This window comes from Paenibacillus tepidiphilus, from assembly GCF_008635795.1.
Lineage (GTDB): Bacteria > Bacillota > Bacilli > Paenibacillales > Paenibacillaceae > Paenibacillus_AQ > Paenibacillus_AQ tepidiphilus.
The window spans coordinates 84,825-98,996 of record NZ_VWRQ01000023.1; the positions used below are offsets into that span (position 1 = coordinate 84,825).

Below are 14,172 nucleotides of genomic sequence, written 5' to 3' on the forward strand. Positions count from 1 at the left end.
TCTTCTATATCTCATTTTTGTATTCTCTGTTTAAGTTTCATTTAAGTTCTATGCATTATGCTTGGAACAAGTCAGGAAGCGGTAACGCTTGTTGAATACTAAACAGAGGATTGCTGCTGATTATAGAGGAGTGTTCATTATGAAAAGAAAAAAATTGAAAAGCCTAAGCGCCATTACTTTGGCCGCATTACTTGCCGTATCCGCTGCAGGCTGCTCCAATACAGAAGCTGGCAGTGGAGAGACAGCTGTAGCCACTCAAACAGCTGCGCAAACCGAAACTCAGACAGCTACGGGCGTGTCGCCGAGTGCAACGTCAGTTGCGGAAGCTTCCGGTGCAGCTACTACATCAGAAACTTCTGCTGCAGCCACATCAGAATTATTCAGTGACCGGGATTTAGAGCAGTCGGCGGATCTTGCAGCAGCAACACAGATGAAGCTGGTAAGCAATCAGGATGTGACCATAAGTGAGGAAGGCGTATACGTCTTAAGTGGTGATGTGGAGAATGTAACGGTAACAGTGGAGGCTGTCGAGGAGGCCAAGGTTCAACTCGTCCTTGATGGCGTGCATATCACCAATGAAGATTCACCAGCCATTTATGTGAAGGCAGCGGATAAGGTGTTCGTTACCTCTACTGACAGTGAGAACGATATGGAGGTGTCCGGAAGCTATGTGGCGGATGGGGAGACGAATCTGGATGCGGTTATTTTCTCCAGAGCAGATTTGACTCTGAACGGAACCGGAACCCTAGGTATTGTATCGGGTCAAGGCAACGGGATTTCTTCCAAGGATGATCTCAAAATCACTGGCGGCGTGTACACCATCCAATCCGCTGCGGACGCGCTGGAGGCCAATGATGCCATTCTGATCCATGATGGGACGATTACTATTAATACGGATAAAGATGCCCTGCATAGCGAGAATGATGAGGATGCTACCCTTGGAAATATCTATATTGAAGGCGGCACCTTAAATATCAACGCTGCCGATGATGCCATCACCGCTAACAACCTTGTGCAGATCGATGGGGGCACCATTGACATTAAGACTTCTGTAGAAGGCATCGAGGCCAATAATATCGTCGTAAATGATGGTCAGATTACACTGTACGCAAGTGATGACGGCCTGAACGCTACACCAAAAGTAAATGATGCTGCGGCGATTGAGGTTAACGGCGGTACGATTCATGTAAGCATGGGCAGCGGGGATACGGATGCTTTTGATTCAAACGGTGACCTTTATCTCAATGGCGGGACCATTAATGTAGAAGCTACGTCTGCCTTTGATGCGGATGGTACAGCCCAATTAAATGGAGGGACTGTCACGGTGAATGGGGAGCAGATCACAGAAATCACGCAGTCACGGGGAGGCGGGGGTGGCGGTCGGCGCTTTTAGAGGTGGCGGTTTCAAGAACAGAATGTGCTGATTGAGTTGTGTTATGCGTTGTAAAACATTGTCATCGTGGTATAATGAACTCAGAAACAGCGTACAATGGCAAAGAGAGCCGTGCTGGTAACACGACTCTCCGTGCAATAGCCGCTTTTAAGGGCGGAGGCTTGAAATAGGTAAGGCAGTCAAAGAATAGACCGCTTCCCTTGAGAAGGGCGGTCTATTTCTTTTTGAGGTAAGTTAGCAAAGCCAGAATGAACATGCCAAACATGAACATCAGGGACAACGCTTGGTATACCTCCACAGGCATCACCTCCCTTCAAGGGAGATTAGCCGACCGCCCATATAAGCCTTTCTATTGCTTCTGCGATTATAGCATGTCTGGAAAATTTTGAATACATATTGAGGTTGTCATTAGTAGCGCTCATTGAATGCTCCGATTGTATCCTCATCATCCTTCCGGTTACACATATACATATCTCGATTAAAAAAGCTCAAGCCGGGCTTCCCATGCCGGCCTTGAGCTTATTTTCTTCTATAAATCTTTTCCCAATCCTTGATTACTTCTGCTCTGGTCGGAAACCGCTCCTGCAGCCAGGCAGTAGTTTCCCATTCATGAACCGCTTGCTGTTTGGTTTTGTAGAAATGGTAATCGCAAATATTCCAGGAACTGAACAGCTTGCGGTACCACTTGCCGTTTGAGACGTCGCCGGTAAAGCGGCGGACCGTCTTGCTCGCCAGGCGTTTGCTCCAGCGGGTGCCGGGTGTGCGGTGGTCGGTGTGTGCAGGTGATTGTTTTACACTATGGCTCATGTGGCGCTCTAACCTCCTTATAGGGAAGCTAGAGACCGTCCAGTTTCTTCATCGTTCACCTCGTGGTCATGTGTAACTTGCTGTATATTCTGACGCTGAGAAATGAAATAGGTTCCGCGCTAAGCCCCCTCTTGGAAATTTATTCTCCCGTCGTAATACTTTCGCCATGTTCGTTCGGCGCGAATTCAGCGAAGATAGAACCTGCAAGACAGCCATACACCGGTTCTTATCCGGGCGGTCGTAACGAGGCGGGGATCTCAGGAAGATCCCGCAGTGCCGGCATGTATGTTACGGTATCCTGTACGGCCCGTTCCGGTAAGAGTCACCTAGTGGGGTTCGATTCCCCAGTCGCCTTGGAAGCGATTCTGGTAGAGCACTCGATTTCCATCGAGAATTGGAGCGTATTTGGGCAAAAGAAACCAATGGACAGAATCCCTGCGGCTGCTATAGCGCACTGCGGGAAGGCTTTGCAATCCGTGGATACCGGTATGGCGGAAATCCCGGCAGGCTGAGCAAGAAGGAAGAGGAAGAAGGCCGGCTGAAGGTAAGCCGATCATCGGCTTCATCCGTTCTCTCAAGCCCGCGGGCAGACCGCTTGTCTCAAACGTGATTCCGCCTGAATGCAGCGGGATTCTGCCATCCATTGCCAACCATGAAGGGGGTAACATTAATGTTTAAGCAAATCACGATTCAAGCGGACCAGCGCGGTCTGCTCTTTCATAAGGGAAGTTATGTGAAACGGCTGCTTCCGGGCACCTACCGTTATTTCGCTTGGTCGCAGCATACGGTAGTAGTGCTCAATATTGCCAATCCGTTCGCCGTCGAGGGCAAAGACCTGCAGCTGTTCCTGCAGGATGAAGACCTCCTGCAGGAGCTCGATGTCGTACGCGTAGCGGATCACGAGATGGTCCTGCACTATGAGGACGGGCAATTCGCATTGCTGCTGAAGCCGGGTGTCTATGCTTACTGGAACCTTCTGAAGAAGCATACCTTCGTACATACAGATATCAGACAGCCGGAAATCCCTGCCGGGATTGACCGTTCGGTTGTTATGAAGCTTACTCCGTATGTACAGTGCTGCGAAATCGCAAGCCATGAGTCCGGCTTTCTGTTCTATGATCATGCCCTCCAGCGGGAGCTTGCCCCCGGTAAATATTACTTCTGGAAAGGCCCTGTCTCGGTGATGGTGAGAACGGTTGATCTAAGGCAGCAGCAGATGGATCTCATCGGCCAGGAGATGATGACCGAGGATAAGGTAACGCTGCGCCTGAACTTCGTCTGCCAGTACAAGATTGTGAATCCGCAGCGTGTGCTGGAGATGAAAGCCTTCGACGAGCAGATCCACATCCAGCTACAGCTACTGCTGCGGGAATATGTCGGGACGCTGAAATTGGACGATTTACTGAAACGCAAAGAGGATGTGGCTTCCTTCATCCTGTCCCGTATCCAGGAGAAAGGCGAAGAGTTCGGGGTGCGCTTCCTCCGTGCAGGGGTGAAGGATGTAATTCTGCCGGGGGAAATGAAGGATATCCTCAACACCGTGCTGCTCGCCGAGAAAAAGGCCCAGGCCAACCTGATCACCCGCCGGGAAGAGACAGCTTCAACGCGCAGCCTGCTCAATACGGCCAAGCTGATGGACGAGAATCAGACGCTGTTCCGGCTGAAGGAGCTGGAATTCCTGGAGAAGATCTGCGACAAGATCGGCTCCATCTCGGTAACGGGCGGCGGCGATTTGCTGGAGCGGTTAAGCTCGCTTATAGGTGAAAGCAAGGGTGCCAAGTAAACAGCGGACATTACGCAAGGGCTTCAAGCCGGCGGCGCAGCAAGCTGCGTCTGGCTTGAAGCTTTTTGTTTATAGAGCGGCCTATCCGGCGACAATAACGGGGATATAAACCAATTGATTTTTATGCAGAAAGTTGTATAATCTACTTAATTAACGTTAATTAAAAACTGGAAAAGGGGATGGCCATGACCAGGAATAAGCTGAAGGAGGCCGCGCTGAGGCTGTTCGGGCAGAAGGGCTACGACGGGACGGCGTTATCGGAGATTGCCAAGGAGGTCGGGGTGAAGACGCCGGCGATCTATGCTTTTTTTGAGGGCAAGGAAGATTTGTTCATGACGGTGTTTGAGGAATCGATGAGCTCCTACACTGAGTTTATCCAAGCTCTCACGGACAGCGGCGAAGGGATGGATACGGAGAAGAAGCTGCATGAGCTGCTGCTCCGCCATTATGATTTTCAGCGGAACCGGCATGAGCTGGCTGTATTTACGTTCCGGTATCTGGTGTTCCCGCCGAGCTTCCTGGAGGAGCGGCTGCAGGAGTCGTTCGAGCGTTCCGACTTGCTGCTGAGCGGAATTATTAACGCCATGATGCAGGAGGGACTGGACCGCGGCGAGCTGGTCGACCTTCCGGTAGAGACGCTGACGGATGCGTTCCTCACGCTGATGGACGGACTGGGTGTGCAGTACAACTACTATAAGTCGCCGGAGCTGTTCGAGCGGAAGCTGGAGCATGGGTTCGAGCTGTTCTGGAGAGCGGTCAAGGCATAGGCAATCAACTAGAATAGACAGAAGGCAGGGGTCAGAGGATGAGCAACGAGACAAAAATTCAGGATTACGAAAGAGAGCCCGTCCCGCAGCACCTGCGGAAATCATGGCTGTCCATGGCACTTGTCTGGATCGCAATTGGCATTGATCTGTCGGCGATGTTTCTGGGGGCGCAGCTCGGTGCAGGAATGAGCATCGGCGATTCGCTTACCGCAGTTATTGTGGGGTCCATTATCCTGGGGATTATCGGGGCCGTCTGTGCCTATGTCGGGGCCAAAACCGGCCTGTCAACGGCGATGCTGAGCCGGTTTCTGTTCGGCAATCAAGGGGCGCTGATCGTCTCCGTCATTCTGGGCATTTCATCGCTGGGCTGGTTCGGGGTGCAGGTGGGCTTCTTCGCCTCCAACTTCCAGACGGCGCTAAGCGAGTTGCTCGGTTGGCACTGGTCTCTAGGGGTACTGTCCGTCATCGGCGGGCTGCTGATGATGTCTACGGCTATCTGGGGTTACCGGGCGATTGAGCGGTTAAGTGTGTGGTCGGTGCCGCTGCTTGTGGTGTTTATTATTATCGCGCTTGTTATGGCACTGAACGGTGACGGCGGCAGTAAGGTGTGGGTGCCCTTTGAGGGAGAGGCGCTGCCGATGGGAACGGCGATTTCGCTGGTAATCGGCATCTTTGTGCTCGGAACGGCGCTGTCTCCCGATATTGCGCGCTGGGCCAAGACGCCTAAGCATGCGATTACGGCGGCGTTTATCGGCTTTTTTGTCGGCAACAGCTTTATGACCGTTATTGCCCTCTTCCTGTCCCGCGCGATGGATTCCGACGATCTTACGGGCATCTTCCTGGCGCTGGGGCTGGGCATTCCGGCCATCATCGTATTGACGCTGGCGCAATGGACGACCAATACGAACAATCTGTATTCTGCAGGGCTGGGCTTCTCCGTCGTATTCAAGCGGGTGCCGAAATCTGTGATTACGGTTATTGCCGGTGTGCTTGCGACGCTGCTCGCTTACTTTGGCATTTATGACCGGTTCCTTACGTTCCTTACCTATATTACAATGCTGGTCGCTCCGCTAGGCGGCATTTATACGGCGGAATACCTGCTCGTGAATAAGGAGCGCTTCTCGTTCGAGGGACTGGACAGCAACAGGAACTGGATTAGCCGCTCGATCGCCGTCTGGATCGTAGCCACCTTCTTCGGATTTATGACAACGGCAAGCCCGGACGGGCTCGGCTGGTTCCAGGTGACGCAGGTTCCGGCGCTCGACAGCTTCCTGATTGCTTTTATTTTGCAGGCATTGATTGGCAAGTGGGCAGTAAAGAAAGGATGACAGCATGAATAACACAACCAGATTAACTAGCTTGGACGAACAAGCGGTGGAGTATATTGCGGTAGGAGCAGCAGTCCTGGGCACAGGCGGCGGGGGCGATCCCCATGTCGGCAAGCTGATGGCGCTGGAAGCGATCCGTAAGTATGGTCCGGTAGCGATCGTGCAGCTCGAGTATTTGGGCGACGAAGGGCTGATCGTACCCGTATCGATGATTGGAGCGCCAACGGTGATGCTGGAGAAGATTCCTTCGGCACAGCAGCTAACCAAACCGCTGGATCTATTGGAAAAAGAGCTCGGCCGACCCGTAACGGCCGTCATGCCGATTGAGGTCGGCGGCGGCAATTCGCTGGTCCCGGTGCTTGCGGCGGCGCAGCGGGGGATTCCGCTGGTCGATGCCGATGCGATGGGACGGGCTTTTCCCGAGTCGCAGATGGTGACCTTCCATCTGGAGGGCATCCCCTGCAGCCCGGTGACGATGGCGGACGAGCGGGGCAACACCGCACTGCTGCATACGATTGACGGCGTATGGGAGGAGCGGCTGGCCCGCGCCCTGACGGTGGAGATGGGCGGTTCTGCCTCCATCTGCGATTATCCGCTGACCGGAGCGGAGGCCAAGCGGAGCGCGATTGGCGGTACGCTGTCGCTGGCCTATGACATTGGCCGGACGCTGTTCGAGGCGAAGCAGCAGAAGCTGAATCCCGTCCAGGAGCTGCTGACGCAGCTGGACGGCTATGCGCTGTTCCACGGCAAGGCCGTGGACATCCGCCGCCGGATGGACGGCGGGTTCACGCGCGGCGAAGCGGTGTTCGAGGGCACCGGCGCGGATAAGGGCCGGTCGCTGCGGCTGTTCTTCCAGAACGAGTTCCTGCTCGCCACCGTAGAGGACGAGCCAGTCGCAATTACACCGGACCTGATTACACTGCTCGATCAGGACACAGGCATGCCGGTGACGACGGAGAACCTGAAGTACGGCGCCCGGGTGACGGTCGCAGGCCTACGTTGCGACGCCAAATGGCGCACGGCCAAAGGGATTGAGACGGCCGGGCCGCGCTATTTCGGCTATGATCTCGACTATGTGCCGGTTGAGACGCTGGCTGCGAAGGGAGGTGCGGCAGAATGAACGTTACGGTGAATAATGGAGCTGCTGCCGGACCGGAGAAGGCTTACCGCATCGGTATTGATGTGGGAGGCACAAACACGGACGCCGCGCTGCTGGATTCCAGCCTGCGCTGTGTCCACAAGGTGAAGGTGCACACAACCGCCGACGTCAACGAAGGCATCGTGGAGGCGGTCCGCCGGCTGCTGCAGGAGAGCGGCGTGGACGCCGCCGATATCCGCTATGCGATGCTCGGCACCACACACTGCACGAATGCCATCGTCGAGCGCAAGCATCTGGGCCGGGTCGGCCTGATCCGCATCGGCGCTCCGGCGACGACGGCGGTTCCGCCGCTGGCCGGCTGGGACGCTACGCTGCGTGCGGCCATCGGGCCGCATAGCTATATGGCCTCCGGCGGCTATGAATATGACGGCCGGAAGATTGCCGAGCTCGACGCGGCGGAGCTTGCCGGGCTGTGCCGGCGGATGGCCGGCGAAGTCGACGCGGTGGCCCTGTGCGGCGTGTTCGCCCCCGTGAACCGCGAGCAGGAGAAGCTGGCCGGGGACATCGTCCGCGAGGTGCTGGGAGCGGACATGCCGGTCACATTCTCCAGTGAGATCGGCAGCATCGGGCTGCTGGAGCGGGAGAACGCCTCCGTGCTGAATGCGGCGCTGCTGCAGGTCATTGCCGGCGTGGTGCGCGGCTTCGAGGCCGCGCTGAACGGCTTCGGCATTGATGCGCAGCTGTACATCTGCCAGAACGACGGCACGCTCATGAAGAGCGAATATGCGCTCCGCTATCCGATCCTGACCATTGCCTGCGGCCCGACGAACTCGATCCGCGGTGCGGCGCATTTGTCGGGGCTGAGCGACGCGCTGGTCGTCGACATTGGCGGCACGACGACGGATATCGGCGTGCTCGTGCAGGGCTTCCCGCGCCAGTCTTCGGCAGCGGTGGAGCTGGGCGGCATCCGCACGAACTTCCGGATGCCGGATATTCTGTCCATCGGCCTCGGCGGCGGCACGATTGTGCGGCCTGACGGCCCGGGCGGCGTGACGGTCGGCCCGGACAGCGTCGGCTACGAGCTGACGAAACGGGGCCGCATCTTCGGCGGCGATACGCTGACGGCGACCGACGTAGCCGTCAGGCTGGGCCGCGCCGTGTGGCCGGGCACAGACAGCGCTGCGCTGGACGAGTCCGCCTGCCGCGAGGCGGATGCGGTGATGCAGCAGCTGCTGGAGGAAGCCATCGACCGGATGAAGACCAGCGCAGGTGACGTGGATGTCATTCTGGTCGGCGGCGGCAGCATCCTGGTGCCGGAGAAGCTGGCTGGTGCGGCCCGGATCATCAAGCCGGACCATTATGATGCGGCCAACGCCATCGGCGCGGCGCTGGGTGAGGTCAGCGGCGAGTCGGAGCGCATCTATTCGCTGGACGACTGGAAGTACGACGATGTCATCCACGATGCGAAGCAGAATGCCATGAACGAAGCGGCTGCCGCCGGGGCGGACCCGGAGACGGTACAGATTGTATCCGTAGAGGACATTCCGATTGCATACCTGCCGGGCAATGCGCTGCTGGTGAAGGTGAAGGCGGCGGGGAGGCTGTAAGGCTGGAGGCAGGCGAGTCAAGCCGGGCAGTTGACCCGCTGTGGCGAGAGCGCAAAGCGGGCATGTTCGTCGCGGCGCGCGGCAGTAAGCGGAGCGGGAAGAGAACATAAAGAAGGCGGTACAGAGATCATTCTGTACCGCCTTCTTTTGCAATGTAATGGCTCTGCTTCTCCCATATTCAGCCATCCGCAATTATTTACTAGCTGATAGAAACAAGAACAATGGAATTCTCAAGCGGCGTTCGTAGGTTTCATCGGTGCTGAAGTTTTTTCGCTGAGGGTTGGATTCTCTAAGATAGTCGATCCTGAATCCAGCCTGCTGCAGGGCTATATAATACTGTTCAATGGAACGGTGATATTTCTGGACCGACCCTCCCAGCCATTGCTGCTCGCGGTAGCCCTCGATAAAGTAATTATCCACGATCCAGTTGGTGCGGGTTCCCGAGGTTTGGAGTGTCGAGGTAATCACAGGATGCTCTAGAGAAAAGATGAAGCTGCCGCCAGGCTTTAAGGCTTGGTGAATTTTCTGCAGCAGGCTGGCTAAATCCTCGATATAATGGACGGCCAGCCGGGATATAACGAGGTCAAAGCTGTTGTGGAGGGGTTGCCAGGATTCCATGGTGGTGTGAATTACACTGGCGTTATAACCTTTTACTGCTGCGGCTGCAGCCTGAACCATATTAGCGGAGCCTTCAATGCCGCTATATTCCTCACAGCCCAAATCGAATAGATCCTTGGCGAATTTGGCATCCCCGCAGCCCAAGTCCAGAATCTTCTTGCCCTGCACATCTCCAATCAATTCAAGGATGACGGGCTTCTCCAGTGTATCGTTTGCATTCTCCTGCCATTGCCGCCGCTCCATATATTTAGCGAAGTTGGCATCATTATCATAGAATTCGGAACCGGTATAGTCCATGTTTCCCTCCTGAAGCATTTTCCTGATTGTACCACCCTGTGCCGAATCAACAATAGAATTAAGATGGGCGGTAATCCGGATGGCTGCTGAACACCCGTCCCACCAGATTCGCACTGACCGGCTCCTTGCCGATCTCCCGGGCCCACACAGATAGCTGGCCGATGTGGTGGATCTCGTGGGCGATCAGGTGGCGCAGAACCTCACCGTAGGTATGAGGCTCCTCTTCGCCTTCATCCGTGATATCGATCATAATCCGCTCTTCGAGGCTGTCGTTCCAGTTATAGAGGAAAGGGGCGAGTTCTGCATGGCAGCGCTCAGATAATTCCCTGATCTGCTGCACGCTGGCCACATCCCCGAATTCGGGAATGTTGATGGCTTGCTCCTGAATGCCTCCGCAGATCCAGCCGTACTCCACGGCCACAATGTGATACAGCGTAGGAAGAAGGTACCCTATACCGCCGGTACGTTTCTTCAGCAGCTCCTCACGGCTTACCGTCTCGCACCAGTCTAACCACTCCTTGCGGACTTGCCAGTTATACTCAAACAGCTTCAGCATGCAGCAGCCTCCTCTAATTTCCAGAATGATAGGGTGTGCGTTGTAAAACTTTGTCATCGTGGTATAATGGACTCAGAAACAGCGTACAATGGCAAAAGAGAGCCGTGCTGCTAACACGACTCTCCGTGCAGTAGCCGCTTTTAAGGGCGGAGGCTCAATCAAAAGGTTTAGGCAGAATAGACCGCATCCTTTGGCCGGGGCGGTCTATTTCTTTTTGAGGTAAGTTAGCAGAGCAATAATGAACATACCGAACATGAACATTAATGACAACGCTTGGTAAACCTCCACAGGCATCACCTGAAGGCTTTCGTAGAAAGCCACATCGGAAGCATAAGCTTTTCTGGGAGATTAGCCGACCGCCCATATAAGCCTTTCTACTGCCCTGTGATTATACCATATTCTTCAAAAATACCTTACAATCTTTTGCAGCAAATAAGCCCCTTCCCAAAATCCCCTTCTAGCGAACTCCTTCCCATATCGTTTATACTGGTAAAGCCAATTTTACTAGCTGGGAGTGTCTGACAAGCCATGAAGAAGAAAGAACTCGCGCACATTCGCAAGCAGTTCAAGCTGGATCATGATCTGCTGAGCATCTACGACATTCTTAATGTGTATATTATGAAAGAGAACAACGAGATTTATCACTGGGAGCGGGAGCCGTTCGGCCTTGTGGAGCGGGAGAAGCAGGAGCTGCATATGGGCAATTTCAAAAAATTGCTCAGCGGCGAGCTCGACCAGAAGCTGTTCGAGCTGAAGTTCCTGGATGACTCCGCAGAGGTGCAGGACCCTTCGCGCGTGCTGCTCCATCAGGCGCTGGTCACCGGCGATCCGGAGGAGTGGCAGGACCTGATGCTGCTGCTGGTGGAGAAAATGCTGGTGGATGCCAGGTTCGACCGGGATAAGGTGGTCACCTTCGTCCGCGGACAATACTACCGCCCGACCAAGTCCCGTAACGATGAAGCGGAGGAGAGCGAGAAGGACGAAATGTTCGCCCATCCGTTCATTCTGTGCAGCTTAAATTCCACGGAAGTGCAGAAGAAGACGCTGATCTTCGATTATGTGGAGCGGGAATTCAAGTACAACGTGATCGTCGATCCGGTCATCAAGCTCAGTACGCCGGAGCAGGGCTTCTTCTACCCGAGCGTGACGGACAATTACTCTGACGTGAACCGTATCCTGTACTGCGCTGGCAAGGTAAATGATCCGAATCCGCAGTTTATCGAGCAGGTGCTGAATGCCGAACAGACGGTAACGGCGCTGGATGAGCGGGCCTATTTCGAGGATATCGTGAAGGAAATTGCGGGCGAGCAGCTTGAAGCCTCTACGCTTGCGCATGTGTACGAGAATATCCAGCAGGTCATTGAGGACAATGCAGATGCGGAAGAGCCGCCAAGGCTGGATTTCAAGGATGTGGAGCGCGTCCTGATGGCCAGCGGCGTGGAGGATGTGACGGCCGAGAAGGTGGAACGGGCATTCGAGACAGTCATCGACGACCGGAACTACGAGATGAAGGCGAGCAGCGTCATTCCGAAATTCACCTCGAAATCGATTAAGATCGAGACGAAGGTGGCGACAATTTCGGTCAGCCCGCAGGATTTGCGATATTTGAAGCAGGTGAACCATCAGGGGAGACGCTACCTCATGATTGAGGTGGAAGAAGAGGTTATGGTGGAAGGCTTTACGCTGAGCACGGAGACGCTGTAGCCGCACTGGAGCTTTGCCTGTAGAGCTTAGCCGTAAGATCTTTTGGTAGAATGAAAAGGGGCTATCCTTAAAGTCAGGGGGACTGACTTTGGGATAGCCCCTGCTTCATGCCAAAGCCCCGCTTTGCAGGATTATTTTATTGCTGAATGCTGCGGATATAATCCATATACTCCCGGGCACTTTGCTCAATCGCCGCATCGCTGGCCTTAAAGGAAGCGCCGAAGAATGAAAAGTGGGGCAATGCCACGGCGCCGACATGAATTAGACTGGCCTTGAAAGGCGCGATCACTTCATCCACGGTAAAAGAAACGGAGCCATCCGGACGGTAATTTTCCTGTTTGTCGCCAATGGACAGGGCGAGGCCGAAGGCTTTGCCTGCAAGCTTGTCACCCGTGGAGCCATAGGCCCATCCGTAAGTCCATACCTCGTCAAACCACTTCTTCAGCAAAGGCGGATAGCTGTACCAATACAGCGGACACTGCAAGATGATACGGTCATAAGATTCAAGCAGCTGTTGTTCTCTGCCAATATCAATGTTCCAGTCGGGATACTCCTTGTACAGCTCATGAACGGCTATATCGCCGGGATATTGCAGCAGCTCTTGTTTCCACCGCTTATTAACTCTGGAGCCCCCAAGATCCGGATGGGCCAGAATGACTAACGTCTTCATCATGAAATCTCCTTCCCGAATACTCATTAATCGAATATTCTCATTATCTGGCACGCCTCTCAAAAAGAAAATACACACAATATTGTCATATAGTTACCTCAAAGTGTGTACTGGACTCCCCCTCCTTGTTATGCAAGAATAAAGGATTAGGCAGGCTTGAACAGAACGGTAGGAGTGGGGGAACAGGCAATGAAGCAGTATCATCTAGGTATAGAAGCTACACTGGAAATCATCGGCGGAAAGTGGAAAGCGCTGATTATCTGCATGCTGATGTCCGGTCCGAAACGAACCAGTGAGCTGCAGCGGAGGATTTCCGGCATTTCGCAAAAGGTCCTGATCCAGCAGCTCCGCGAACTTGAGCAGGACGGTCTCGTGAGCAGAACCGTGTATCCGCAGATGCCGCCCAAAGTCGAATATAGCCTCACGGAGTACGGCGTCACAGCCAATGAGATCGTTGATGTGATGTGCAGGTGGGGGAGGAAGAATATCGAACTGAGGCAGCAGCGGGGAGAAAAGATCATCCTGCTGGAGGATGAGACACGGGATTGAGATTCCTAATGATTCAATATATGAAAAAAACAGGGTAAAACCTTTAATTTGGTAGATAGCAATGATAACGCTGTCATTCTATAATCATCTCGTATATTTGCAAATATGCTGAAAGGCCCAGAGGGAAAGAGAGGAGGCAACAGCAGAAAAGAGAAGGAAGCTAGAAATGCGCAGGGATTAGGCCATTACTCCAGGAGCTTCTGCAGATGTGAATTCAAGGGGATAGGTAAGACGATATTCCGGAAATACACACTTAAGCAGTGACCAATCAACTAAACTCTAGGAGGTATATTCATGTTCAAATTTAAAAAGGTAATGACCGCGCTTCTTACCGCTTCGATGGCATTTAGCATGTTTGCAGCAACGGCAGGTGCAGCGACTGACTACTGGCAGAACTGGACTGACGGCGGAGGAACTGTAAACGCTGTTAATGGTTCTGGTGGTAATTACAGTGTTAATTGGTCTAATACAGGAAACTTCGTTGTGGGCAAAGGCTGGAATGTCGGCTCGCCTTCCCGTACCATCAACTACAACGCCGGTGTGTTCGCTCCGTCCGGCAATGCCTATCTGACACTTTACGGCTGGACACGGAACTCGCTGATTGAATATTACGTGGTGGATAGCTGGGGCACCTACCGTCCAACCGGAACCTACAAAGGCTCTGTAACCAGTGACGGCGGCACTTATGATATTTACACTACTATGCGGTATAATGCCCCTTCCATCGATGGTACCGCTACCTTCACCCAGTACTGGAGCGTACGGCAGTCGAAGCGGCCGACCGGTAGCAATGTTGCCATCACGTTCGCCAACCATGTGAATGCCTGGAAGAGCAAGGGCATGAACCTGGGCAGCAGCTGGTCCTACCAGGTCCTGGCCACTGAAGGCTACCAGAGCAGCGGCAGCTCCAATGTAACGGTGTGGTAACCGGTTAGCCGAGATCATGTTATGGGCCGCCCGGCTGTTATGCCGGGTGGCCTTACCATTGGCAACG

Annotated in this window: 15 protein-coding genes; 9 read left to right on the forward strand and 6 right to left on the reverse strand. The window is 54.1% G+C overall.

The genetic code is table 11. From position 1 onward, the window contains the following. The first annotated feature begins 139 nt into the window (after positions 1-139). The gene (locus F1379_RS24230) at positions 140-1,393 is read left to right on the forward strand and encodes a carbohydrate-binding domain-containing protein (RefSeq protein ID WP_150274873.1); all 1,254 of its coding nucleotides are present in this window, start codon (positions 140-142) and stop codon (positions 1,391-1,393) included. 214 nt (positions 1,394-1,607) lie between these two features. Here the strand turns inward: F1379_RS24230 and F1379_RS30590 are convergent, their stop codons facing one another. Continuing rightward, complete coding sequence (locus F1379_RS30590; protein ID WP_275262654.1) at positions 1,608-1,697, reverse strand: putative holin-like toxin; 90 nt, start codon at positions 1,695-1,697, stop codon at positions 1,608-1,610. Between the two features lie 215 nt (positions 1,698-1,912). Next, a complete protein-coding gene (locus tag F1379_RS24235) occupies positions 1,913-2,200 on the reverse strand; it encodes a hypothetical protein (RefSeq protein WP_150274875.1) in 288 nt (95 codons plus the stop codon). Positions 2,201-2,870: 670 nt separating this feature from the next. Between F1379_RS24235 and F1379_RS24240 the strand changes: the two genes are divergently transcribed. The 5 genes from F1379_RS24240 (at position 2,871) to F1379_RS24260 (ending at position 8,784) form a co-directional block, all read left to right on the forward strand. Next, on the forward strand, positions 2,871-3,983 hold the full coding sequence (locus F1379_RS24240; RefSeq protein WP_150274877.1) for a slipin family protein: 1,113 nt from the start codon (positions 2,871-2,873) through the stop codon (positions 3,981-3,983). Between the two features lie 185 nt (positions 3,984-4,168). Next, entirely contained in the window at positions 4,169-4,750 is a 582-nt protein-coding gene (locus F1379_RS24245; RefSeq protein WP_150274879.1) for a TetR/AcrR family transcriptional regulator, read from the forward strand. Positions 4,751-4,788: 38 nt separating this feature from the next. Next, entirely contained in the window at positions 4,789-6,078 is a 1,290-nt protein-coding gene (locus F1379_RS24250) for a cytosine permease (RefSeq protein ID WP_150274882.1), read from the forward strand. Between the two features lie 4 nt (positions 6,079-6,082). Next, positions 6,083-7,198 (forward strand): DUF917 domain-containing protein, encoded by a 1,116-nt coding sequence (locus F1379_RS24255; RefSeq protein WP_150274884.1) that lies wholly within the window; start codon positions 6,083-6,085, stop codon positions 7,196-7,198. After that, complete coding sequence (locus F1379_RS24260) at positions 7,195-8,784, forward strand: ROK family protein (RefSeq protein WP_150274886.1); 1,590 nt, start codon at positions 7,195-7,197, stop codon at positions 8,782-8,784. Before F1379_RS24255 ends, F1379_RS24260 begins: the two co-directional genes overlap by 4 nt. Before the next feature lie 192 nt (positions 8,785-8,976). Here the strand turns inward: F1379_RS24260 and F1379_RS24265 are convergent, their stop codons facing one another. From F1379_RS24265 to F1379_RS30650, 3 genes are all read right to left on the reverse strand, one after another. Then, the gene (locus tag F1379_RS24265; protein WP_150274888.1) at positions 8,977-9,699 is read right to left on the reverse strand and encodes a class I SAM-dependent methyltransferase; all 723 of its coding nucleotides are present in this window, start codon (positions 9,697-9,699) and stop codon (positions 8,977-8,979) included. 58 nt (positions 9,700-9,757) lie between these two features. Further along, the gene (locus F1379_RS24270; protein WP_150274890.1) at positions 9,758-10,255 is read right to left on the reverse strand and encodes a DinB family protein; all 498 of its coding nucleotides are present in this window, start codon (positions 10,253-10,255) and stop codon (positions 9,758-9,760) included. Between the two features lie 204 nt (positions 10,256-10,459). Further along, positions 10,460-10,549, reverse strand: a complete 90-nt coding sequence (locus F1379_RS30650; RefSeq protein WP_338046801.1) for a putative holin-like toxin — start codon at positions 10,547-10,549, stop codon at positions 10,460-10,462. Positions 10,550-10,783: 234 nt separating this feature from the next. On the opposite strand from F1379_RS30650, the gene F1379_RS24275 reads away from it, so the two are divergent. Beyond that, positions 10,784-11,959, forward strand: coding sequence for a DUF4317 domain-containing protein (locus F1379_RS24275; protein WP_150274892.1), 1,176 nt, complete (start codon positions 10,784-10,786; stop codon positions 11,957-11,959). A gap of 136 nt (positions 11,960-12,095) precedes the next feature. Here F1379_RS24275 and F1379_RS24280 read toward each other — a convergent pair whose 3' ends face one another. After that, a complete protein-coding gene (locus F1379_RS24280) occupies positions 12,096-12,629 on the reverse strand; it encodes an NAD(P)H-dependent oxidoreductase (RefSeq protein ID WP_150274953.1) in 534 nt (177 codons plus the stop codon). Positions 12,630-12,818: 189 nt separating this feature from the next. Between F1379_RS24280 and F1379_RS24285 the strand changes: the two genes are divergently transcribed. Beyond that, positions 12,819-13,178: a winged helix-turn-helix transcriptional regulator gene (locus F1379_RS24285; protein ID WP_150274894.1), complete on the forward strand. Its 360-nt coding sequence runs from the start codon at positions 12,819-12,821 to the stop codon at positions 13,176-13,178. 294 nt (positions 13,179-13,472) lie between these two features. Beyond that, positions 13,473-14,105, forward strand: coding sequence for a glycoside hydrolase family 11 protein (locus tag F1379_RS24290; protein ID WP_150274896.1), 633 nt, complete (start codon positions 13,473-13,475; stop codon positions 14,103-14,105). Positions 14,106-14,172: the final 67 nt, after the last annotated feature.

Coding starts and splice junctions, on each gene's coding strand:
- F1379_RS24230 (WP_150274873.1), top strand. CDS start 140: ATGAAAAGAAAAAAATTGAAAAGCCTAAGCGCCATTACTTTGGCCGCA.
- F1379_RS30590 (WP_275262654.1), bottom strand. CDS start 1,697: ATGCCTGTGGAGGTATACCAAGCGTTGTCCCTGATGTTCATGTTTGGC.
- F1379_RS24235 (WP_150274875.1), bottom strand. CDS start 2,200: ATGAGCCATAGTGTAAAACAATCACCTGCACACACCGACCACCGCACA.
- F1379_RS24240 (WP_150274877.1), top strand. CDS start 2,871: ATGTTTAAGCAAATCACGATTCAAGCGGACCAGCGCGGTCTGCTCTTT.
- F1379_RS24245 (WP_150274879.1), top strand. CDS start 4,169: ATGACCAGGAATAAGCTGAAGGAGGCCGCGCTGAGGCTGTTCGGGCAG.
- F1379_RS24250 (WP_150274882.1), top strand. CDS start 4,789: ATGAGCAACGAGACAAAAATTCAGGATTACGAAAGAGAGCCCGTCCCG.
- F1379_RS24255 (WP_150274884.1), top strand. CDS start 6,083: ATGAATAACACAACCAGATTAACTAGCTTGGACGAACAAGCGGTGGAG.
- F1379_RS24260 (WP_150274886.1), top strand. CDS start 7,195: ATGAACGTTACGGTGAATAATGGAGCTGCTGCCGGACCGGAGAAGGCT.
- F1379_RS24265 (WP_150274888.1), bottom strand. CDS start 9,699: ATGGACTATACCGGTTCCGAATTCTATGATAATGATGCCAACTTCGCT.
- F1379_RS24270 (WP_150274890.1), bottom strand. CDS start 10,255: ATGCTGAAGCTGTTTGAGTATAACTGGCAAGTCCGCAAGGAGTGGTTA.
- F1379_RS30650 (WP_338046801.1), bottom strand. CDS start 10,549: ATGCCTGTGGAGGTTTACCAAGCGTTGTCATTAATGTTCATGTTCGGT.
- F1379_RS24275 (WP_150274892.1), top strand. CDS start 10,784: ATGAAGAAGAAAGAACTCGCGCACATTCGCAAGCAGTTCAAGCTGGAT.
- F1379_RS24280 (WP_150274953.1), bottom strand. CDS start 12,629: ATGAAGACGTTAGTCATTCTGGCCCATCCGGATCTTGGGGGCTCCAGA.
- F1379_RS24285 (WP_150274894.1), top strand. CDS start 12,819: ATGAAGCAGTATCATCTAGGTATAGAAGCTACACTGGAAATCATCGGC.
- F1379_RS24290 (WP_150274896.1), top strand. CDS start 13,473: ATGTTCAAATTTAAAAAGGTAATGACCGCGCTTCTTACCGCTTCGATG.